The organism is Mesorhizobium sp. M0633 (genome assembly GCF_040320645.1).
GTDB lineage: Bacteria > Pseudomonadota > Alphaproteobacteria > Rhizobiales > Rhizobiaceae > Mesorhizobium.
This window is the reverse complement of sequence record NZ_JAMYQC010000027.1, coordinates 17,223-38,597: the sequence shown is the minus strand read 5'-3', so window position 1 is coordinate 38,597 and position 21,375 is coordinate 17,223. Positions and strand designations below refer to the sequence as shown.

Annotated in this window: 23 protein-coding genes and 1 riboswitch; of the genes, 11 read left to right on the top strand and 12 right to left on the bottom strand. The window is 63.9% G+C overall.

The features are described 5' to 3' along the window. Nucleotides 1–22: 22 nt before the first annotated feature. Complete coding sequence (locus tag NKI47_RS24750; protein WP_352577222.1) at nt 23–787, top strand: YdcF family protein; 765 nt, start codon at nt 23–25, stop codon at nt 785–787. Between the two features lie 29 nt (nt 788–816). On the opposite strand, the gene NKI47_RS24745 is transcribed toward NKI47_RS24750, so the two are convergent. Then, the gene (locus NKI47_RS24745; RefSeq protein WP_352540196.1) at nt 817–1,437 is read right to left on the bottom strand and encodes a pyridoxamine 5'-phosphate oxidase family protein; all 621 of its coding nucleotides are present in this window, start codon (nt 1,435–1,437) and stop codon (nt 817–819) included. Nucleotides 1,438–1,568: 131 nt separating this feature from the next. Here NKI47_RS24745 and NKI47_RS24740 point away from each other — a divergent pair, with 131 nt between their 5' ends. Together NKI47_RS24740 and NKI47_RS24735 are read left to right on the top strand one after the other, a co-directional pair. Beyond that, nucleotides 1,569–2,477, top strand: coding sequence for a LysR family transcriptional regulator (locus tag NKI47_RS24740; RefSeq protein ID WP_352577224.1), 909 nt, complete (start codon nt 1,569–1,571; stop codon nt 2,475–2,477). A gap of 107 nt (nt 2,478–2,584) precedes the next feature. Further along, complete coding sequence (locus NKI47_RS24735) at nt 2,585–3,385, top strand: lysophospholipid acyltransferase family protein (protein WP_352577226.1); 801 nt, start codon at nt 2,585–2,587, stop codon at nt 3,383–3,385. A 27-nt stretch (nt 3,386–3,412) separates the two neighbouring features. Here NKI47_RS24735 and NKI47_RS24730 read toward each other — a convergent pair whose 3' ends face one another. Then, nucleotides 3,413–4,033, bottom strand: coding sequence for a LysE family transporter (locus NKI47_RS24730; RefSeq protein WP_352577228.1), 621 nt, complete (start codon nt 4,031–4,033; stop codon nt 3,413–3,415). Nucleotides 4,034–4,111: 78 nt separating this feature from the next. Beyond that, entirely contained in the window at nt 4,112–5,059 is a 948-nt protein-coding gene (locus tag NKI47_RS24725) for an aldo/keto reductase (protein ID WP_352593905.1), read from the bottom strand. Between the two features lie 344 nt (nt 5,060–5,403). Here NKI47_RS24725 and NKI47_RS24720 point away from each other — a divergent pair, with 344 nt between their 5' ends. After that, the gene (locus tag NKI47_RS24720) at nt 5,404–6,384 is read left to right on the top strand and encodes a quinone oxidoreductase family protein (RefSeq protein ID WP_352577230.1); all 981 of its coding nucleotides are present in this window, start codon (nt 5,404–5,406) and stop codon (nt 6,382–6,384) included. 19 nt (nt 6,385–6,403) lie between these two features. Here NKI47_RS24720 and NKI47_RS24715 read toward each other — a convergent pair whose 3' ends face one another. Next, nucleotides 6,404–6,937, bottom strand: coding sequence for a gamma-glutamylcyclotransferase (locus NKI47_RS24715; protein WP_023677914.1), 534 nt, complete (start codon nt 6,935–6,937; stop codon nt 6,404–6,406). Nucleotides 6,938–7,050: 113 nt separating this feature from the next. On the opposite strand from NKI47_RS24715, the gene NKI47_RS24710 reads away from it, so the two are divergent. Continuing rightward, nucleotides 7,051–8,052 carry a DUF2125 domain-containing protein gene (locus NKI47_RS24710; protein ID WP_352593904.1) on the top strand — a complete coding sequence of 334 codons (1,002 nt, stop codon included), beginning with the start codon at nt 7,051–7,053 and terminating at the stop codon, nt 8,050–8,052. 134 nt (nt 8,053–8,186) lie between these two features. On the opposite strand, the gene NKI47_RS24705 is transcribed toward NKI47_RS24710, so the two are convergent. Further along, complete coding sequence (locus NKI47_RS24705; protein ID WP_023677912.1) at nt 8,187–9,122, bottom strand: prephenate/arogenate dehydrogenase family protein; 936 nt, start codon at nt 9,120–9,122, stop codon at nt 8,187–8,189. Between the two features lie 6 nt (nt 9,123–9,128). Further along, on the bottom strand, nt 9,129–10,238 hold the full coding sequence (gene hisC / locus NKI47_RS24700) for a histidinol-phosphate transaminase (RefSeq protein WP_352593903.1): 1,110 nt from the start codon (nt 10,236–10,238) through the stop codon (nt 9,129–9,131). A gap of 138 nt (nt 10,239–10,376) precedes the next feature. After that, nucleotides 10,377–10,454, top strand: a riboswitch (SAM riboswitch). A 91-nt stretch (nt 10,455–10,545) separates the two neighbouring features. On the opposite strand from hisC, the gene metX reads away from it, so the two are divergent. Both metX and metW read left to right on the top strand, forming a co-directional pair. Then, on the top strand, nt 10,546–11,715 hold the full coding sequence (metX, locus tag NKI47_RS24695; RefSeq protein ID WP_352593902.1) for a homoserine O-acetyltransferase MetX: 1,170 nt from the start codon (nt 10,546–10,548) through the stop codon (nt 11,713–11,715). Nucleotides 11,716–11,830: 115 nt separating this feature from the next. Then, nucleotides 11,831–12,445, top strand: coding sequence for a methionine biosynthesis protein MetW (gene metW, locus NKI47_RS24690; RefSeq protein WP_023677909.1), 615 nt, complete (start codon nt 11,831–11,833; stop codon nt 12,443–12,445). Nucleotides 12,446–12,470: 25 nt separating this feature from the next. On the opposite strand, the gene NKI47_RS24685 is transcribed toward metW, so the two are convergent. Further along, nucleotides 12,471–12,791, bottom strand: a complete 321-nt coding sequence (locus tag NKI47_RS24685; protein ID WP_023677908.1) for a DUF1330 domain-containing protein — start codon at nt 12,789–12,791, stop codon at nt 12,471–12,473. Between the two features lie 234 nt (nt 12,792–13,025). On the opposite strand from NKI47_RS24685, the gene NKI47_RS24680 reads away from it, so the two are divergent. Next, nucleotides 13,026–13,772, top strand: coding sequence for an SDR family NAD(P)-dependent oxidoreductase (locus NKI47_RS24680; RefSeq protein WP_023677907.1), 747 nt, complete (start codon nt 13,026–13,028; stop codon nt 13,770–13,772). A gap of 42 nt (nt 13,773–13,814) precedes the next feature. After that, complete coding sequence (locus NKI47_RS24675; RefSeq protein ID WP_352593901.1) at nt 13,815–14,840, top strand: RNA polymerase subunit sigma-70; 1,026 nt, start codon at nt 13,815–13,817, stop codon at nt 14,838–14,840. An 18-nt stretch (nt 14,841–14,858) separates the two neighbouring features. Here the strand turns inward: NKI47_RS24675 and NKI47_RS24670 are convergent, their stop codons facing one another. The 3 genes from NKI47_RS24670 to NKI47_RS24660 all read right to left on the bottom strand — a co-directional run bounded on the left by NKI47_RS24670 (nt 14,859) and on the right by NKI47_RS24660 (nt 18,473). Next, entirely contained in the window at nt 14,859–15,665 is an 807-nt protein-coding gene (locus NKI47_RS24670) for a DUF1194 domain-containing protein (protein WP_023677905.1), read from the bottom strand. Nucleotides 15,666–15,741: 76 nt separating this feature from the next. Then, complete coding sequence (locus NKI47_RS24665; protein ID WP_352593900.1) at nt 15,742–17,574, bottom strand: ABC transporter ATP-binding protein/permease; 1,833 nt, start codon at nt 17,572–17,574, stop codon at nt 15,742–15,744. Nucleotides 17,575–17,702: 128 nt separating this feature from the next. Beyond that, nucleotides 17,703–18,473 carry a class I SAM-dependent methyltransferase gene (locus NKI47_RS24660; protein ID WP_352593899.1) on the bottom strand — a complete coding sequence of 257 codons (771 nt, stop codon included), beginning with the start codon at nt 18,471–18,473 and terminating at the stop codon, nt 17,703–17,705. A gap of 98 nt (nt 18,474–18,571) precedes the next feature. On the opposite strand from NKI47_RS24660, the gene gloB reads away from it, so the two are divergent. Together gloB and NKI47_RS24650 are read left to right on the top strand one after the other, a co-directional pair. Continuing rightward, nucleotides 18,572–19,339, top strand: coding sequence for a hydroxyacylglutathione hydrolase (gene gloB / locus NKI47_RS24655; RefSeq protein ID WP_352593898.1), 768 nt, complete (start codon nt 18,572–18,574; stop codon nt 19,337–19,339). 21 nt (nt 19,340–19,360) lie between these two features. Further along, the gene (locus NKI47_RS24650; RefSeq protein ID WP_352593897.1) at nt 19,361–19,789 is read left to right on the top strand and encodes a cupin domain-containing protein; all 429 of its coding nucleotides are present in this window, start codon (nt 19,361–19,363) and stop codon (nt 19,787–19,789) included. Between the two features lie 4 nt (nt 19,790–19,793). On the opposite strand, the gene NKI47_RS24645 is transcribed toward NKI47_RS24650, so the two are convergent. Together NKI47_RS24645 and yddG are read right to left on the bottom strand one after the other, a co-directional pair. After that, nucleotides 19,794–20,465, bottom strand: coding sequence for a lysoplasmalogenase family protein (locus tag NKI47_RS24645; protein ID WP_352593896.1), 672 nt, complete (start codon nt 20,463–20,465; stop codon nt 19,794–19,796). After that, a complete protein-coding gene (gene yddG, locus NKI47_RS24640) occupies nt 20,462–21,349 on the bottom strand; it encodes an aromatic amino acid exporter YddG (RefSeq protein WP_352593895.1) in 888 nt (295 codons plus the stop codon). The genes NKI47_RS24645 and yddG overlap by 4 nt, the downstream gene beginning before the upstream one ends. Nucleotides 21,350–21,375: the final 26 nt, after the last annotated feature.

Here is a 21,375-nt window from a genome sequence, read left to right as displayed (position 1 = left end):
GTATTTCGGGATTAACCATTTCATGATGGACGTTCGGGACTCGACCGATACCGCTGGATGCATGCCAGTGCTGGTTGCGCGCCCGCCTGTATTCGCCGAGCCTGATGAATTTGCCAAGCCGGATCAGTTCGCCAAACATGGGCGGCTGCTGGCAGCCCGTTCCTTGCGCATCTCGGCTCTCCTTCTGCTCGCCTTTATGGCGCTGTTTGTCGCCGGCTTCGGCTGGTTCGCCAATACCGTCAGCCGCCTGACTACGCCCGCCGATCCGGCAAGGGCCGACGCTATCATCGTGCTGACCGGCGGCCAGTCGCGCCTCGACGCTGCGATGGGCCTGCTTGCGTTAGGCAAGGGCGAGCGGCTGCTGATCAGCGGCGTCCATCCCTCCGCCAGCCGCCGCCAGCTTCAGGCCGCGACCGGCGGCGACAAGAGGCTGTTTTCCTGCTGCGTCGACATCGACCGCGCCGCGCTCGACACGATCGGCAATGCCGAGGAAAGTGCCAAATGGGTCGAGGACCATGCCTACGGCACGGTCATTCTCGTCACCAACAATTATCATATGCCGCGTAGCTTGCTGGAAATGGGCCGGCTGCTGCACGGCGCCAGGCTCGAGCCCTATCCGGTGGTCAACACCAACCTCGAGAATGGCGGCTGGCTGACCAAGCCAGAAGCGCTGCGCGTGCTGTTCACCGAATACAACAAATACCTGCTGGCGCTGGCGCGCGGCATCATGCCGGTGAAGCAATCGCCCAACGGCGTCACGCTGGCCGACGCCGCGGGCGGAAACTGAACGGCACCGGCACTTTTATTCCCTAGCTCTTATTCCCTGGCTGCTGCATCTGATCGCAAGCGTGCGATCTCCTGTTCGAGCCGTTCGATGCGCTTGTCGCGTTCGCCCAGCGCCGCCGCCACGTCGGCCGCTTCGAAACGCTGCGGGATGTGCTGCGAGCAATTTGAATCCCAAGCCGAAACCGTAAACAGGATGACCTGCTCGGGTCGCGCCTTATAGTCTTGCGGCATCAGCTTTGCCGTCAGCTCGGCATCGCCCTCGACGACGCGCGCCCTGCCCCAGATCTTGATGCGCTGCCGGTGCGCATAATCGATCAGGAATAGGAAAGCCTGTGGGTTGTCGCTGAGGTTGCCCTGGGTGATGAACTGCCTGTTGCCGGAAAAATCGGCAAAGCCGATCGTCCGTTCGTCGAGCACCGTGAGGAAACCGGCAGGCCCGCCGCGATGCTGGATGTAAGGCTGCCCGTCCGCATTGGCGGTCGACAGAAAGACGCTGGTCTGCGCCTCGATGAAGGCGGCGAGATCGGGCGTGATTGCCGCCTGCCAGCCGCCACGCTCCTCGACACGGGCATAGGCCTGGCGCGAGCCCTTGCGCGCCTGAATCGCCTTCACCGTCGGAGTGAAAGCAACATCGCTGGTGTGAGCGTTCATGGAAGCCTCCTCAAGCGCCAAGCTGCGCTGCATTGCTAGTCAGGAAATAGGTCCTTCCATCTTCGAGATGCAGATGCCATATCTGCAATCTATCCTTCCGTTTTTCGGGAGGGCAAATTTTCGGGAGAGCTATGGATCGCCTCCAGTCCATGTCGCTGTTCGTTGCCGCGGCGGAGACAGGCAGCCTCTCGGCTGCCGGGCGCCGCTTCGGCATTCCGCTGACGACGGTCAGCCGCAAGGTTTCGGACCTGGAAAAGCACCTGAAGACACGGCTGTTGAACCGCCCGGCGCGGCAGCTGTCGCTGACCGATGCAGGCCATGCCTATCTCGCCGCCTGTCGTCGCATTCTCGACGAGGTCGGCGAGGCCGAGCGAATAGCCGCCGGCGAATACAATGCCCCGACCGGCGAACTCATCGTCACTGCGCCGATCGTCTTCGGCCGCCTGCATGTGCTGCCGGTCGTCACCAGCTTCCTCTCCGTCTATCCTGAGGTAGGTGTGCGGCTGACACTCGCCGACCGGATAACCCAGTTGGTCGAAGAGCACATCGACCTCGCCATCCGCATCGGCGAGCTTGCCGATTCGAGCCTGATCGCCACCCGCCTGGGTTCAATCCGCCGCGTCGTTTGCGCGAGCCCGGCCTATCTCGCCGAGCACGGCACACCGAAAACGCCGCAAGAGCTTGCAGCACACAGTGCCATCACCTTCGAAGGGCTCACCGCCGCAGCCTGGAGCTTCGCCACCGGCAAGACCGAAGTCAGCGTGCCGGTCCGCTCCAGGTTACGGGTCAACACGGCTGAGGCAGCGATCGATGCGGCGATTGCCGGCGTCGGCGTGACGAGGCTGCTTTCCTACCAGATCGCCGCCGCAGTCCGGTCGGGTACGCTGCGCCCGGTGCTTCAAGAGTTTGAGCCAGACCCATGGCCGGTGAGCCTCGTCCATGCCGGCCAGGGGCTACTGCCGGTGAAGCTGCGCGCATTCCTCGACTTCGCCGCCCCGCGCCTGAGACAGCGCCTGCTGCAGGCGGCGTGGCAAACGTGAAGAAGACGGCCCATCGCAAGGCCGGGCCGATCGGCCGCCTCGCAGCGTTTCCTTTTTGCCGGCGCTTGGTGTAACCAACGCACACCTCCTCACCGGGCACTTGCTGTATGCTCCATATCCGCTCGCTGGCGTTCAATCTCGCCTTTTACCTCAATCTGATCGTCCAGATGATCGTCTGGACCCCGTATTATTTCCTGTCGCCGCGCCATCGCGCCTGGTTCGTGCCGAAATTCTGGTCGCGCACCAGCATGTGGCTCTACGACAAGATCGCCGGCACCAGAAGTGAGATCACCGGCCAGGAAAACCTGCCTGACGGCTCCTTCATCCTGGCGCCGAAGCACCAGTCCTTCTGGGACACGATCGCTTTCCTGCCTTATCTCGACGATCCCGTTTACATATTGAAACGGGAGCTGACCTGGATCCCGTTCTTCGGCTGGTACATTTTGAAGATGCGGATGATTCCTGTCGACCGCGGCAGCCGCTCGAAGGCATTGAAGACGGTGATCGCCGCGACCAAACAGGAATTGGCGCGCAATCCGCGCCAGCTGATCATCTATCCCGAGGGCACCCGCCGGGCGCCGGGCGACGAACCGGTCTACAAATACGGCATCGTCGAACTCTACGCGCAACTTGGCATTCCGGTGGTGCCGGTCGCTCACGTCGCCGGCCTCTATTGGCCGCGCCGCAAATTCCTGCGCTATCCCGGCACGATCAAGGCGCGCTTCCTGCCACCGATCCCGCCCGGCCTCGGCAAGGACGAATTCATGCAACGGCTGATCGGCGAGACGGAGGCCGCCTGCGACCAGCTCCTCGTCGAAGCGTCGCAGACGCCGAACCCGCCGCCGATGCCGCCGACGGCAATGAAACGGCTTGGTGAGCTGGATGCGAAACCTGAATTGAAAGGCTGAGACACCCGCCGCGGATGCCAGAAAGGCTCACGGCAAGGCAGCCAGGGCGGCTGTTGCAACCAGCGTCACGGCAAACACCAGATTGATGATCCGCGACGCCAGCGGTTTGCGCAGCAAACGTGCAAAAGCCGCGCCGGCGAGAAGCCACAAGAGATGAATGGCAACAATCATCAAGGCGAGGACCGCCAGCTTGGCTGAAATAGCAAGACCGCCGGCGCCGGAAGACGCGCCGGCAAACACGGCGGCAATCGCCACATAGGCTTTCGGATTGGCAACGGCCAGAAGGAACCCGCCCAGGAAAGTGGGAAGCGCCGCCCCACCAATGCGTGCCGCCAGTGGCGGCGCCGTCGCTATCTTGAACGCCAGATAGAGGATGTAGGCTGCTGACGCGACCGCCAACAGCGCTGCGAGCTTCGGCAGCGCGATGAGAACGGCCATGATGCCCGTCGCCACCACCAAAAGCACGAGGACCGTCCCGACAACGATTCCCGAGGCATAACGGAGCGAATCGCGCAGGCCGAACGCAGCACCGACCGCGGTGACGCTTATCGTCGCCGGCCCCGGGCTGCCCATAACGATGGCCGATGCCAGCACCAGCGCCAGCAATTGCTGCCATAGCTGCTGATCGAGAAGACCCTGTCCGGCCATGCGGCGTCCCTGCATCCTGCGACGAGGCAGGGACGGTAGGGCAAGGCAGCGGCGCCGGTCTTGAACGATCGTGCGCGGCTATGCGCTGGCCTTGTCGAGCTCGGCGATATCGTCCGGACTGAGCTGCAACGATGCGGCACGCACCAGGCTGTCGAGCTGGTCGAGCGTCGTCGCGCTGGCGATCGGAGCGGTGACGCCGGGCCGTGCCATGACCCAGGCAAGCGCCACTTCCGCTGGCTTGGCCGAATGTCTGGCTGAAACGGCATCGAGCGCTGAGAGAATGCGCATGCCGCGGGTGTTGAGATAGCCCTTCACACCGCCACCGCGCGGGCTTTTGCCGAGGTCGGCCTCGCTGCGGTACTTGCCGCTCAGAAACCCCTTGGCGAGGCTGAAATAGGTGATGACGCCGATGTCCTCGGCCGCGCACAGATCGCGCAGCGGACCATCGAAGGACGAGCGGTCGTAAAGGTTGTATTCCGGCTGCAGCACCTCGTAGCGCGGCAGGCCGCGCAGGCTTGCTACGTCAAGTGCGGCCCGCAACTGGGCGGCGTCGAGGTTGGAAGCGCCGGCATAACGGATTTTGCCCTTGTCGAGCAGTTTCTGGTAGGCGCCGAGCGTTTCCTCATAGGGAGTGGCCGGATCAGGCCAGTGCGACAGATAGAGATCGATTGTATCGACCTGCAGCCTCTTCAGCGAAGCATCGATGGCCTTTTCGATATAGGCGGCGGACAGGTCCCTCTTGCCCTGTCCCATATCCGAACCGACCTTGGTGATAACGACAACCTTGTCGCGGTTACCACGGCTCTTCATCCATCGGCCGATGATGGTTTCGGATTCGCCGCCCTGGTGGCCGGCAATCCAGCGCGAATAGGAATCGGCCGTGTCGATGGCGTTGAGGCCAGCGTCGACAAAGCGGTCGAGCAGGTCGAACGAGGTTTTCTCATCGGCGGTCCAGCCGAACACATTGCCGCCCAGAACCAATGGCGCGATGGATAGGTCGGTGCGACCGAGACGACGTTTCTGCAAGGCTGATCTCCATGGTGATTCATGCTGGGGCGGGTGGGAGCCGCCGACCGGGCTAACCTATGTCGCACCGTGGCAACGTCAAACGCATAGCCTCTTTTCCAGCCCGCCGGCGCTTCACAAAACCGCGACCCGCCGCGCCGTGTCGGGCTTCAAGACGCTGTCCCGAATTTCCAAACCAGTACCCTCTGAGGAAACAATCTGGCAAGTTTAGCACATAGATTGTCAAATCTGCCAATTCAGACCTTTGCCGGCCGGCCATAGGTTCCGCGGCGCCGACGCAAATCTCGGCACGGTCTGGCCAAGCCCGGACTGTTTGCCCCGGATCGTTTGTTGTGGAGACCGGAATGAAAGCAATTGTATTTGACGCCATCGGTTCGCCGCGCGACGTGCTCTACATGGACGACCTGCCGATGCCGCGCATCGGCGACGGCGAGGTGCTGGTCAGGATGGTCTCGGCCTCGATCAATCCGGGCGACTTCCTGTTTATCCAGAACCTCTATCCCGAACCGAAGAAGCCGCATTTTCCCCGGCAGGTCGCAGGAAACCATGGCGCCGGCATCGTCGAAGCCGTCGGCGCGAACGTCTTGCTGGAACCGGGCACGCTTGTCGCATTCAGCTATTATGGCAGCTGGGCCGAGTACGCGGCCATTCCCGCCGAATGGCTGATCCCGTTGCCTGCCGGCTATCCGGTCGAACGCGCCGGGCAGATGGTGAACCCCATTACCGCGTGGGATCTGCTGGTGGATTCCCGTGTGCGGCCTGGCCAGTGGCTGGCTGTCACGGCCGGCTATTCGTCGATTTCGACAATGGTGATGCAGTTCGCCCAACGACGCGGTATCAACGTCATCGCGCTGGTGCGGCACTCGCACCAAAGCTTCGATCTGAAGACGCTTGGCGCCGCCGCCATTCTTGACCTTTCTGACTTGAAGGCAAGTATCCGGGAAGCGGTGATGGATATCACCGGTGGCGCCGGATTGAACGGGATTATCGACAATGTCGGCGGACCTGTCAGCGGCGAATTGATCCGCACCCTGGCGCTCGGCGGGCAGATGGTGATCAATGGCGGCATGAGTGCCGAGCGCTTCGAACTGCACAATTTCGATGTGTTGCTGAGCGGCGTCGAGATCAGGGCGAATATCTATCGCTATTTCTTTTCGCCGCCGGCCGAAGCCGACCGGCCTGTGCTACGCGAGGTTATCGACACCTTCGGCCAGCCCGGCTTCCACGTTCCTGTCGGCGGTCTCCACGCGCTGACCGAGTTCAAGCTTGCCGTGGCAAACAGCCTGGATCGCGCCGATCTTGGCAAACAGATTTTCAGGATGTAGCCCGCTCACGACACCGAAGCTACGTCGCGACCCGTCTTGTCACGTCTTCCAGCCAGTGGTCGCTTATACCCAGTGCTTCGAGGTGCTCCAGCGTGCTGAGCACGTAATCCTCATTCCTCCCCGACTGGCCGACGGCGCCGCGGACGACGGCCGCCGCCTCGGCAGCGTCGAGCGCACCGGCATATTGCTCATGGCTGCGGTCCACGACATAGGCGACGGCGTCGACCGTCTCGCCCCCATCCGTTTTACCCTTGTCGAGGCGAACGCTGAGCACACGTTCGAGATAGACGTTGGTGACCAGCTCGCGTTCGCGCAGATAGGTAATGACCTCGTTGCGCAGCTCGCCTGGAACCCGGAACGCGAGCCCGATGCAGGAGCCGCCGCGGTCGAGGCCGAGCACCAGGCCCGGCCGTTCGCGCGTGCCGCGATGCACGAAAGAATAGACGCACAGCGAACGGCGGTAGCCATGCAGGCGGGCGCGCCGCGTCTCGACATGCGCGAATCCCGGTCGCCAGATCAGTGAGCCGTAGCCAAAAACCCAAAAATCGCCCATATCGCCAAGCCTGATTGTGACGAACCACCCACCGGTGGTGTTTCAGTCCGTCTACCTGTTGTTGCCGCAAGCGACAGCCCGCCCGTGCCACCCGCGTTAACGAAAGCCGCAGCATGACGTCAAGTGACGAGCGCCCGCCGCCCAGCCAACGTCGCCGCCTGTTGTGGCTTGCCGCTTTCATTCTCGTGCTGTTCGGCATCTACAGCGCGGGCTGGTTCTACCTGGCGGACCTGGTCGAGAGCGCGACCGACAAGGCGGTCGCCGATCTCGACGACAAAGGCATCAGGGCCGACTGCGCCAATCTCGCGGTCAGCGGCTATCCCTTCAGCTTCACCCTTTCCTGCGATAGCCTGGCTTACGAGGACGACAGCCGCAACGTCGCGGCATCGACAGGCAAGATCAACGCCGCCACGCAGATCACCCGGCTTTTGTCGCCTGCCGCCGAGCTCAGGGGGCCGCTCAGGACCTCTGTTCCCGGCATGACCCCGCTCTGGATCGACTGGGATGATCTGCGGGCCGACATGAAGCTGTCCTGGCCGCTGCCGAGACGCCTCTCGCTGCAGGCAGAAGGCCTGTCCGGCCAGACCGATCCGGCAGACGACACCGATCCCGTCTCGCTGTTCAGCGCCGGAACTGCCATCGGGCAATTGCGCCCAAACGGCCCGGACATCGACTATACCGGCAATTTCACCGATCTCGAAATCGACGCGGCGGCCATCGACGGGCGCGTCTTGCCGCCGCTCGACGGCAGCGGCGACGTGACGCTGAAGAACGGCGTGACGCTGATCAAGGCAAATCCGAAGAGCCTGCGCGGCCAGGCGGCCGAAATCCACGAGCTCGATCTGTCGTCCGGAACTGCGCGCATCACCGTTTCCGGACCGCTGTCGGTCGATGACGACGGTCTCATAAATGCCGACCTGACGATCAGGCTCAATGATCCGAAGGCCGTGGCGGCAATCCTCGCCACCGCCATCCCCGAGCAGAAGAAAGAGATCCAAACCGGCTTTGCCGGACTGGCGCTGCTCGGCAACCAGCCGTCGATGCCGCTGAAGATCGTCAGGGGCAAGGCCTCGCTCGGCTTCATCCCGCTCGGCAAGATCAAGCCGCTCGACTAGAGCAATTCCAGGAAAAGTGTGAAACGGTTTTCCGTCCGGAATTGCGCAAAAACAAAGAGATAGAGCGGTTCGGCGTTTCTGTGAAACGATGAACCGCTCTAAGCCGGGCCGGCCTGCCATCGGCCTGCCGCGGCTTATCCCTTCGGCGGGTGTTCGACTGCCTGGCGGCCGAAATCCGGTACGTCGATGTCCTGGCCGGCCTCGATAATCGAGCGGCGGACGGCGCGGGTGCGGGTGAACAGGTCGAACAGTTTTTCGCCGTCGCCCCAGCGGATCGCCCGCTGCAGCGAGGACAGATCCTCGGAAAACCGCGCCAGCATTTCGAGAATGGCGTCCTTGTTGTGCAGGCAGACGTCGCGCCACATGGTCGGGTCGGACGCCGCGAGACGAGTGAAGTCGCGAAAGCCGGAAGCCGAGTATTTGATGACCTCCGACTTGGTCACCGACTCCAGATCGTCGGCGGTACCGACGATGTTATAGGCGATGATGTGCGGCAGGTGCGAAACGATGGCCAGCGTCATGTCGTGATGCTGCGGGTCCATCGTGTCGATGTTGGAGCCGCAGCGGCGCCAGAATTCCGAGAGTTTTTCCAGTGCTGCGGGATCGGTGCCGGGCAGCGGCGTGAAAATGCACCAGCGGTTCTCGAACAGTTCGGCAAAACCGGCGTCCGGTCCCGATTTTTCGGTGCCGGCCAAAGGATGGCCGGGGATGAAGTGCACGCCATCAGGCACGTGCGGCTGCATCTGCGCGATCACCGACGCCTTGGTCGAGCCGACATCGGTGAGGATGGCGCCCTTCTTCAGCGCCGGCGCGATCTCTGCGGCGACCGTGCCTGAAGAGCCGACCGGCACCGAAACGATAACCAGATCAGCATCGCGAACCGCCTCTTTCGCATCCGTCGTATAGGTGTCGCCAAGGCCGAGTTGGCTCGCGCGTGCCAGCGTCGCGTCGCTGCGCGTCGAAATCGCGACTTGGCCGGCGAGTCCCTCGCGGCGGATGACGCGGGCCAGCGACGAGCCGATCAGGCCGATGCCGACCAGCGCGATCTTTTCGAACATCGGTGAGGTCATGGTGTTCTAGCTTTTCAGGAATGTCGCGAGTGCTGCGACAACGCCGCGATTGGCCTCTTCGGTCCCGATGCTCATGCGCAGCGCGTTCGAAAAGCCGTAGCCGGAAACGCGCCGCAATATGTAGCCGCGCGCACTGAGGTAGTCGTCGGCGGCCGCCGCCGAATGCTTTTTGTCCTCGGGAAAGTGGATGAGGATGAAATTGCCGACGCTCGGTGTCACCCGCAGCCCGAGCCAGCTTAGTTGCTCGCTCAGCCATGCCAGCCAGGTCTCGTTGTGCGCCACGCTGCGTTCGATATGGGCGCGGTCGTGGATCGCCGCGATGCCGGCCTCGATTGCCGTCGCATTGACGTTGAAAGGCCCGCGCACGCGGTTGATCGCGTCGATGACGTGCATTGGCGCATACATCCAGCCGATCCGCGCCCCGCCCAGGCCCAATTTGGAAAAAGTGCGGGTCATGACCACGTTTTCCGCGCTGCCCACCAACTCGACGCCGGCTTCATAATCGTTTCGCCGGACATATTCGGCGTAAGCTGCATCCAGCACCAGAAGCACGTTTCGCGGCAGGCCGGCATGCAGGCGGCGCACCTCCTGGAACGGCACGTAGGTGCCGGTTGGATTGTTTGGATTGGCAAGGAAGATGATCCTGGTGCGCGGCGTCACCGCGGCGAGGATCGCATCGATGTCGGCGCGTTCATCGGTCTCCTTGACCGTTACCGGGACGGCACCGGCCGACTGTATGTAGATCTTGTAGACCATGAAGCCGTGTTCGGTGATGATGGCTTCGTCGCCGGGTGCGAGATAGGTCTGCGCCAGCAGGCCCAGAATCTCGTCGGAGCCGTTGGAGCAGACGATGTTCGCCGGGTTGAGCCCGTGCACCTCGGCGATCGCTTCCCTCAGGCGCCTGGCGCTGCCGTCGGGATAGACCGCGAGCTTGTCGGCGACCGCGCGCGCGGCCTCTATCGCCTTTGGCGAAGGACCGAGCGGGTTCTCGTTCGCCGACAATTTATGGACCTTGGCGACACCTTCAGGCGCCGCGCTCTTGCCGGGCACATAGGCTTCGATGTCCATGATGCCGGCGCGGGGCCTTGGACGTGTCTGATCCGGTGTCTGGCTCATTTCATGAAATCCGTCGAGAGTGCCTCCATCGGGAGGCCGCAGCGGAAATACAAGCCGTGGCCCGGAATGTCGAGGGGCGGCAATTCGGGATCAAGAACTTGCCGTTGACGAACCCACGCGCGAGTCATAGAAGAGCATCGACAGTTCCGTGGTGATTTGGCCGGTCGGCTTGCAGCCACGTTAAACAACTTGCTAAAGGGCCGTTTGCATCTTGTAACCGGCTTTGCGAAGGCATGGCCGGTTTTTGTTGCCCTGACTGGCTGTTGCCCGGACCGGCGGACAACGGAAGGCCGGGCAAGGAGATGTAATGGTCGCTTTGCGCGCTCGAAAAACCAACAACGAGGCCGACCAGCCGTCGAGCCCGGTGTTGCGTTTCGGCGCCGACAAGCCGCTCAAGCTCGACGCCGGCACGCTGCTGTCGCCGTTCCAGATCGCCTACCAGACCTATGGCACGCTCAACGACGCGCGTTCCAACGCCATCCTCGTCTGCCATGCGCTGACCGGCGACCAGCATGTCGCCAACACCAATCCGGTGACCGGCAAGCCGGGCTGGTGGGAGGTGCTGATCGGCCCCGGCAAGATCATCGACACCGACCGTTTCTTCGTCATCTCGTCAAACGTCATCGGCGGCTGCCTCGGATCCACCGGCCCCGCCTCGACAAGTCCCGCCACAGCCAAGCCTTACGGGCTCGACCTGCCGATCATCACCATCCGCGACATGGTGCGGGCGCAGCTGATGCTGGTCGAGCATTTCGGCATCGAACAGCTGTTCAGCGTGCTTGGCGGCTCGATGGGCGGCATGCAGGTGCTGCAATGGGCCTCCAGCTATCCCGAGCGCGTCTTCTCGGCGCTGCCGATCGCCACCGGCGCCCGCCATTCCTCGCAGAACATCGCTTTCCACGAGGTCGGCAGGCAGGCGGTGATGGCCGACCCGGACTGGCACGGCGGCAAATATTTCGAGCATGGCAAGCGGCCGGAAAAGGGGCTGGCGGTGGCGCGCATGGCCGCCCACATCACCTATCTGTCGGAAGCAGCGCTGCACCGCAAGTTCGGCCGCAACCTGCAGGACCGAGAAGCGCTGACCTTCGGTTTCGATGCCGACTTCCAGATCGAGAGCTATCTGCGCCATCAGGGCATGACCTTCGTCGATCGCTTCGATGCCAACTCCTATCTCTACATGACCCGGGCGATGGACTATTTCGATCTCGCCGCCGACCATGGCGGCCGGCTGGCCGATGCCTTCGCCAGCACCAAGACGCGCTTCTGCCTGGTTTCGTTCACCAGCGACTGGCTGTTCCCGACCGAAGAGAGCCGCTCGGTCGTGCACGCGCTGAACGCGGCCGGCGCCTCGGTATCGTTCGTCGAAATCGAGACCGACCGCGGCCACGACGCCTTTCTGCTCGACGAGCCCGAACTGTTCGCCGCCATCAAAGGCTTCATCGCCTCGGCCGCTCGGGCGAGAGGGCTCGGCGCATGACCCCGAAAAGTTGCCGGCTTTTCGGATCAGGACCATGCGCCAGGCATCAGCGCATGACCCCGAAAAGTTGCAGACTTTTCGGATCAGGATCATGCGCCAGGCAAGAGGCGAACGCATGAGCGTCAACCGCGCCCAGCGCGTCGACCTCGAAGTCGTCGCCGATCTCATCCCGCCGCAGTCGCGGGTGCTGGATGTCGGTTCCGGCGACGGCCTGCTGCTCGAATTGCTGCAGGCGACCAAGAAGGTCGATGGCCGCGGCCTGGAGCTGTCGCAGCGCGGCGTCAACGAATGCGTGGCGCGTGGCCTGTCGGTCATCCAGGGCGATGCCGACAAGGATCTCCAATTCTATCCCGACAAGGGCTTCGACTTCGTCGTCTTGTCGCAGACCTTGCAGGCGACACGCAATCCGAAGCTGGTGCTCGACGAACTGCTCCGGATCGGCAACCGCGCCATCGTCTCATTCCCGAATTTCGGCCACTGGCGGGTGCGCTTTTCGTTGCTCTTCAACGGCCGCATGCCGGTGACCAGGGACCTGCCCTATTCCTGGTATGACACCCCCAACATCCATTTCTGCACCATTCGCGATTTCGTCAATCTGTGCGACGAGCTTGGCGCGACGGTGGAAAAGGCGACCGCGCTCGACGCCAATGGCCAGCGGATCGGCTTCTCGATGCCGTGGTGGTTCTGGAATTTTTTCGGCCAGCAGGCGGTGTTTCTGCTGAAACGATAAGAGCCAATCGTCGCAGATCGTCCCCTTATTCGAGAACGTCGGTGGCCTTGTGCGGATGCGCAACGCCATCGACCAGGACCACGTCGGACTGAGAATTCTCGGTGCGCAGCGGCAAGATCTCCTGATAGGCGCGCGAGCGGTACCATGCGCGCGCCTGCTGCATGTCTGGAAATTCGATCATGACGAGGTGGCCCGGCCAGGTGTTTTCAACGACTTCCACCTCGCCTCCGTGCACCACGAAGCGGCCGCCAAACGGTTCCAGCGTTTCATCGATCTTGTGCAGGTACTCGACGATCTGCGGCCCCGGCGTGACCTGGCGCATATGGGCGACGGCGTAGGCGGTCATGGCGTATCTCCTTGTGGTCGAAGGCCGGACAACCGGCTTGATGGGAGCAGTTTGCCGAGACGTAATGCGCTGGTCGATTACCCCAGAGGTAATGACACTGAATACAAAAACGAAGCGCGGCTGCCGTCACCTGAAAGATATTTCCACCTGGCACCGATGATTTTGGCACACCTGCGCTGTCCTTATCGATGAGCGCGCCTGGATGGTCCGGCGGCCGGGAACGAGAGGTGATCCATGGGATCGTTGCAAAATCAGAATGTCGTCGTCGTCGGAGGCAGCCGTGGTGTCGGCCGCTCGATCGCGGAGGCCGCTCTCAAGGAGAAAGCGGCGGTGCTGGCCGTTGCCCGCGGAAAACAGGCCCTGGCGCAATTTGCCTGGGAGGTCTCGGGCGTGAAGACGCTCGCGGTCGATGCTACGGTGGACTCCGCCCCGGATAAGGTCTTCGCCGCGCTTGAGCCGGACGTGCTGGTGATCTGTGCAGGCGCGCTGGCGCCTTCTGCGCCGGTGCATGAACAGAACTGGAAGGCGTTCTCGGCAAATTGGGACACGGACGTCAAGGCATCGTTCCTGTTTTGCCGGGCCGCTCTGCGGCGTCCGCTCAAGCCGGGGACCCGGATCGTTCTGATCTCCAGCGGCGCGGCCTTGACCGGCGGACCACCGAACGCCGGCGGCTATGCCGGCGCAAAACGCATGCAGATGTTCCTGGCCGGTCATAGCCAGAAGGAGGCCGACCGGCTTGGCCTCGGCCTGCGCTTCATGGCGCTCGCGCCGATGCGCATCATGCCGGAAACCGGCGTGGGCAAGGCCGGCGTCGACAGCATAGCGGCCTATATGGGCATCCAGCCGGCGGACTTCATCGCCGCCATGACCGACATGCAAACGCCGGCCGATGTCGGACGGGCGGTGGTCGCACTCGCCACCGGCCAGCCGCAAGGCAGTTCCTTCATGGTGAGCGGTAGCGGGCTTGCCCCGGCCGCCTGAGGGGCGCGTAATGCAACGCTCGCTCGTAACCGCACAAGCCACATGACAGACGCTCAACCACCTCTGGAACCAGCAGGCCAGCCGATCCTCGATCGGCTGGCCTTCGAGAAGGTCACGGCCGCCCATCGCCGCGAGCTCAAGCTGCATTGTTATCGCATGATGGGTTCGCTGCACGAGGCCGACGACCTCGTCCAGGACACGTTGCTTCGCGCCTGGCGCGCAAGATCGGAGTTCGACGGGCGAGGTTCGGTTCGCGGTTGGCTCTACATGATCGCGACCAACGCTTGCCTCAACGCCATCAAGGCGAGGTCGAGGGCGCGTCGCATTCTCCGGGAACCCGGACGGCAGCCCTCGCACGGGGCGGCCATAGGCGGGCCCGTAGCCGACATCGCCTGGCTGGAGCCCTACCCCGACGCCGAGCTTCCAGACATTGCCGGCAGCGAGCCAGGTCCGGAAGCCCGTTACGAGAGCCGCGAGGCCGTCCAGCTCGCCTTCGTCGCGGCGATCCAGGATCTGCCGCCCAGGCAGCGCGCCGCGCTGCTGCTTGCCGACGTCCTCGGATGGTCGGCTGTCGAGACGGCGCGTTTGCTGGGCGGATCGACGGCTTCGATCAACAGCGCGTTGCAGCGGGCCCGCGTAACGCTGGCGGCGCGCTATCCTCAGGGACGGCCGGCCAGCCGATCACGGCCCAGCCGCGAAGAAGGCCTGCTGCTCGAACGCTACATGCAGGCCTGGCAGGCCGCCAATCTCGACAGCTTGATCGAGCTGCTGCGTGAGGACGCCATCTACACCATGCCGCCTTGGCGTGAATGGTATCAAGGCCGCGAAGCGATCCGCGGTCTCTTCGAGACCGTCTGGCCGAGGTTTGGCGGCTTTCGCACGCTGGCCACCCGGGCCAATGCCCAGCCGGCGGTCGGGGTTTATTCCCGCAGCCACGATGGCCCTGAATGGCGGGCCCATTCCCTGCATGTGTTCGACGCAGCCGAGGGCGGGATCGCTTCCTTGACGATCTTCATAGGGCCGCTCGGGCCATCTCTGTTCCCGGCCTTCGGCCTGCCACCAGCCTAGCTTACCCCTGGGCCAGCCTTATCGGTCAAGTTCCGGGAAATATGGGTCCGAGAAAAACCTTCGGTCGCGCTCGCCTTGCAGGCAGTCGATCGGTGCGTCGATGCGGATCGTCCTCGGATCCACCTTGGGATACTCGATGCCGCTGACCTCGAGGATCAGTTTGCGGCGAGTGGCGGTGGCGAATTCGGAAGCAGCATAGATCGGCAGCACGAACGAGCCCGGCCCGCCGGTAACGCATTCGGCATAATACCGGTCGAGATGGCTGAAGGTGGGTGACGGGCTGATCAGGATCGGCAGCCCGTTGATGACGATGCCCTTCGCCAGCGCCGCATCGCGTGCCGTTGTGACCGGCAAGCCGGTGTTGTTTGGGCCGTCCCCCGAGACGTCGATGACGCGGCGTTTGCCGGTGAAGGCCGTGCCGTTGAAAAGCTCGGCGCCGAAAGCCACAGCACCGGAAATCGAGGTGCCGCGAAAGCTCCTGAACGGGCGGGCCGCGATCTTGTCGGCGAAAGCGTTGGCGCTCTCCTTGCTGTCGACGACCTGCCAGGCAATGACCGCGTCGTCGCGGATGGTGCCGGCCCATTCGAAATAGGCGATGGCGATGCGGCCGAAGGTGCCGGCACGCACGGCGTTGATGAAGTCGGGGTGGCGCAGCGCCGCGACATAGCCGGCGCGCTGCAGGGCAAACTCCCTTTCATCCATTGACTGCGAGATGTCGACGGCCAGCACCAGCTCGACATCGACGGCAATTGCATTGGCCGGTGCGGCCGCAGGTGCCGCCGGGGTGCAGGCAAGGCAGGCGAGCAGGGCGAGAGCGTCAAGCATGGCTGATCGGAACGTTCCCATCTGAAACGATCGCGACAGTTTTTCGCCGCGATCGCGGCGAAATAAAGCTTGCCTTCTATTTCTTTCGGCCAGCCGAAACGATAACCGGCGGCGGTTCGATGGCACCTGCCCTGATACGGGCCGGCTTGAGTGGCGGTTGGCCGGCATCCTTGACGATGGTCAACGCCCGCCGGAAGAAGCGGGCATTGTGCTGGCCGCGGCCGATATTGAGGATCGCGGCGTCGGGAAGGCGCTTCTCCAGCATCGACAGCACTTGCCTCAGCGTTGGGCCGTCGAACGCGTCCAGCGCCTCGTCGATGATCACCCATTTCGGCCGTCGCAAGGCCAGCCTGGCAAAGGCCAGCAGACGCTGCTCGTCGTCGCTGAGCTCACGCTCCCAGCGCGCCGAGCGATCGAGCGAGGACGACAGGCGTTGCAGCCCGACATCGGCCAGCACCTCCGAGATCTCGGCATCGCTCGCCTCCGCCGCGCCGTCTGAATGGTTGAGCACCTCGCGCAGCTTGCCGAGCGGAAAATAGGGGGTACGCGGAACAAAGATCGGCGCTTCTCCGGCCGGCATGCCGATCCGTCCGCTGCCCCATGGCCACAGACCGGCAATGGCCCGGAAGAACAGCGTCTTGCCGGCGCCCGGATCTCCGGTGATCATGACCCGGTCGCCGGCGCGGATTTCGACATGCGGCTCGGCAAGCTTGGTGCATCCCTCCGGCGAGGCGATCTCGAGTTTCTCGAATGTCAGGCTGCCGTCCGGGTTTTCGCCGAACGAAATGCGCCGTTCCGTATCGTGCAGCGCGTCGGTGTCGCCAAGCGCGATGCGGAAGTCGGCGACCCGCATCAGCGTAGCGCGCCAATCGGCGATGCCGCCGATATTGTTGATGAACCAGCGCAGCGACGAATGGACCTGGTTGAAAGCGCCGACTGCCATCATCAAGCCACCAAAGCTGATATCGCCGGCGAAATAGACCGGTGAGGCGACCAGAATCGGCGCGACGACAGTGATCCAGCCATAGGTGTCGGTAACCCAGGAAAGATTGATCTGGGCGCTGTAGATGCGCCGCATGGCGCCCAGCACCGTGCCGAGATCGAATTCGAGCCGGCGCCTGGCATCGGCCTCGCCATGCGCCAGCGCGATGGCATCGACATTCTCGTTGACGCGAACCACCGAGGAGCGCAGCTCCGCTTCACGCGTATAGCGATCGTTGTTGAAGCGGATCAACGGTCGCCCGACCAGCCAGCTCAACCAGGAGGCGGTGCCAGCATAAAGGATCGCCGCCCAGACCATGTAGCCGGGTATGGCCAGCGAATGGCCGCCTATGTGGAAGACGAAGCCGGAAGACAGCGACCACAGGACGCCAACGAACGAGGCAAGCAGGATGCAGGACTGCAGCAGGCCGATGCCAAGACCGGTGGAAAGATCGGAGAGATGCCCGGCATCCTGCTGCAGGCGCTGGTCGGGATTGACGCCGATGGCGCCGGCATGGGTCAGCCGGAAGGCACGCGCCGGCCGCATCCATTCGTCGATCAGGTCGAGCGTCAGCGCCTCGCGCAGCTTCAGGCGGAGCATCTGGTCGAGCCAGGTCTGGCCGACATTGAGCACCACAAGCCCGCCGGCGATGCCGGCAAAGACCAGAAGCTGATGCAGGAAAGCCGGCATGTCGCGCCGCGCCAGCGCGTCGTAGAAAGGCTGGTTCCAGCGATTGAGCAGAACCTGCCCGATCGAGCTCGCCACGATGACGGCGACGATGCCGATCGCTGCCCAAAGCAATTGTTTTCGCACCGGCGAGGTGGTCAGCGCTATCTTGATTGTTGCCAGCTGCTCACGCAGGCTGCTGGCTTCGATCGACGTGGCAAGCTTCTGGGCGCTGGCCTCGACATCCGGACGATCATCCATCGGTTAAATCCTTGCATTCGGAGCAATGCCAAACCGGTCATAGGGATCGGCCGCACGGCCTTCAATCGGACAGCAAACCTGATATCGTCAGATAGGCGTGAAAAAGCACGTCTCGGATCACGAACGCGTCATCCTGGCGGTGCCGGGTGTTCGGCCCGCGACAGCCGGCCAAGCGTCGGCGCGCCATGCGGCGAGAGAACCGGCACGAAGACGCGGCGGGACGCGCGCTGGGCGACCGGCACGCCTTGATAGAGCCGCTTCTGCGCCTCGACGACGATAACGCCCGAAAAGATCGGCCAGAAGCGCCGGCCGGCACGTTCCAGCACATTGTGGAACTGCATCATGAAACGTCGCGGCGACGGCGGGAAGAACAGCGCATCGGACCACGCCGCCGGCGTGAAATTCGCTTCGCGCAGCAATTCGGTCAGCTGGCTGCGCGAGAACGGCCGGCCATTGCCGAAAGGCGTATGCTCGAAGCGTGCCCAGACGCCGCGCCGGTTGGGCACGACGATGACGACACGGCCGGCCGGCGACAGCACCCGCCAGATCTCGTTCAGCGTCTCGCGTGGGTTCTCGACATGTTCGAGCGAATGGACGAGCAGCATGCGGTCGATGCAGGAATCGACCAGCGGCAGTTCCTCATCGAAGACCAGGGCGGTCGCCGTCGGCCCCGTCGCCGGCCAGACCACTGCGCCCTGTGTCGCCGGCATGAAGGCAAAGACGCGCTCGGCATCGCTGCCGAAGCGCTCCAGCCAAGGCAAGGTGTAGCCGAGGCCGACCAGCCGCTCGTTGGGCACGACGGCCCATATCGAGGACAGCGCCATGGTGATCGAGCGTTCGGCCAGGCGGCCGAGCGTGGTCGAATAAAACGAACGGAGATCGACAATGTCTGAATGCATGCGCGGAACGGTAGCTTCGAAGCAGTCCAAGTTCAACAAAGGCAGATGACATCGGCTGGCAGGCGCCCTATGTCTGCGGCAATAAAGGGAGAGATGCGATGCCGGTCGAGATCGAACAATTCATGTGCCGCAGCGACAATTTCGGCGTGCTGGTGCATGACCCGAAAAGCGGTCAGACGGCGCTCATCGATGCGCCCGAGGAGGCGCCGATCCTGGCAGCGATCAAGCGCACCGGCTGGACGCCAACGATGATCCTGACCACCCACCACCATCTCGACCATGTCGAGGCCAATCTGGCGCTGAAGGAGCGCTTCAAGCTGCGCATTGTCGGGCCGGAAGCCGAAAAGGCAAAGATTCCCGGCATCGACGAAACCGTCGAGCAAGGCTCGGTCGTCCACCTCGGCGATGAGCGGATCGAGGTCATCGCCACACCCGGCCATACCGCCGGCCATGTCACCTATCATCTGCCGGCGTCGAAAGTGGCTTTCGCCGCCGACACGCTGTTTGCGCTCGGCTGTGGGCGGCTGCTCGAATGCAAGCCGCCGGTGATGTACGGATCCCTGAAGAAGCTCGCGGCGCTGCCGGCCGAGACGGTCGTCTATTGCGGCCATGAGTATACGCTGGCCAACGCCCGTTTCGCGCTGACCGTCGACCCGACCAATTCGGCGCTGAAAGAGCGCGCCGCCAAGATCGAGGCGCTGCGCGCCGACGGCAAGCCGACGCTGCCGACGACAATCGGCGAGGAACTGTCGACCAATCCGTTCCTGCGCTGGCACGACCCGGCGATCCGCAGGCATCTCGGCCTGGAGAACGCCTCCGACGCCGAAGTGTTCGCCGAGATCCGCAAGCGCAAAGACAATTTCTGAGCGGCGCCAGGAGCTAGGGTCGTGACCAGTTCCGCCGAAATCATCGCCCTGCTCGGCCTGAAGCCGCATCCGGAAGGCGGCTGGTATGCCGAGACCTTTCGCGACGGCGCGGCAGGCGCCCGCGGCCATTCGACGGCGATCTATTTCCTCCTCGAGAAGGACCAATTGTCGGCCTGGCATCGGGTCAAGGACGCGGCCGAGGTCTGGCATTTCTATGACGGCGCGCCGCTGGCGCTATCGATACACCGAGAAGGCGGTCCCGTCATCGAGGAGATCCTCGGTACGGCGCTTGCCGCGGGCGAGCGACCGCAGATCGTCGTGCCGGCAGGCTGGTGGCAGTCGGCGCGCAGCCTCGGCGAATGGACCCTGGTCGGCTGCACCGTGGCGCCGGGTTTCGATTTCGCCGCCTTCGAACTTGCCGAACCAGGCTGGCTGCCGGGCACGCCCTAGGCACCTAGCCCAGCAGCAAACCCAGCGTAATCGCCAGCTGGCCGACGTAATACAGCGCCCAGACCGCATGGCGCACCCAAATGCGGTGTGGCGAGATGGCGGGCAGCAGGAACTTTTCCGCGGCGTGCAGCCCGTCGGACAGCATGAGCAGGACGACGCCGCCGACGACCCCGACGCTGTTCAGGGTGAGCGCCGCAATGCCCATGGCAAGCAGTGCCGCGGCATGCACACCGATCGGCAAACGCAAGGCCGGGCCGATGCGGCGCCGGAGCGCGAAAAGCATGGCCAGCACCGACACGATCATCGCCAGCACGATCGCTGCCCGCCACGGCTCGGCCGAAAGCAGCCCGAGGCCGCCGCCGGCACGCAGGAACAGCACGACGTAAAGCACGTGCGCGGCAAGAAAACTGGCCGTGCCGCCAAGAAATGCCTTCTCGCCGTCGCGCGACAGGAAGGCGTCGCCGATGGCACTGACGCCCAGCGCGGCGACGAGCAGCCATGGGCCGCCCTGCTGCGCGACCAGCACCGCCAGCATCGCCACCGCCAATGTCCTTGCCGCCGACCGCGAAAGGCGCGGCCGCATGCCAAGGCTGAACGCGTAAATCACCGCCGCCGCCAGCGAAAACAGCAGCGTCGCATTGGCATTGGCATCGATGCCGCCGGGAAACGGCATCATGCGTTTGCCTCGCTCGCGGCCCTCTTGCGCAGGAACAGCGATTTCGCCGCCAGTGCCGCGCCGCCGGTGATCAGCACGCAGGCGGCGAGGATGCGCCATGACGGCTCGGCGAAGCCGGCTGATATCAGCACCAGGGTGGACAGCAGCGGCGCGGCATAGCTCGCCGCCCCCAGCACCTGGATGTTGCCGCGCTTGACGCCGATGTCCCAGGCATAGAACGCCGCCCCCACCGGCATCAGACCGAGGCCGAGCACGGCCAGCCACTGGCCGGCGCCGGCGGGCAGCACCGTCTCTTCAAGCAACAGATGGCAGACCAGCGAAAGGGTCGCGGTGGCGGCGCAGAACCAGGTGACGATGCTGGTCGGCACCGAGGGGAAGCGCCGCGACAACAGCGAATAGGACGACCACAGCACCGCGCAGACGCCGGCCATGGCGTAGCCGAAGGCATAACGCGCGTCGAAGGCAAGCCCGCCGCCCTTGGTGACGATCAGGACCGTGCCAGCAAGGCCGAGCAGCGCGCCGGCGACGTGGTTCCAGGCCAGCCGCTCGCCCGGCATCAGCGCCGATCCGAGCACGATCAGCAGCGGCCACAGATAGGCGATCAGGCTGGCCTCGACGGCCGGCGCATTGCGCAGCGCGGTGAAGTAGAAGAAGTGGTAGCCGAACAGGCCGGCAATGCCAATCACCCAGACCTGGCGCGGTATCTTCGCGGCGCCGCCGGCTGCCGGCATGAACAGCCGGGCAACCAGCCCGACGCAAGTGCCGATCGTGAAGGTGATTGCTGAAAGCAGGAACGGCGGAACGGCGCCCGAAGCATCCGTAAGCAGCGCCAGCAGCGCCCACATGGCGACCGCGGAGAAGCCGATCAGTGTTGCGCGCGCCATATCCGTCGCCCCCGTGCCCCGTTGGC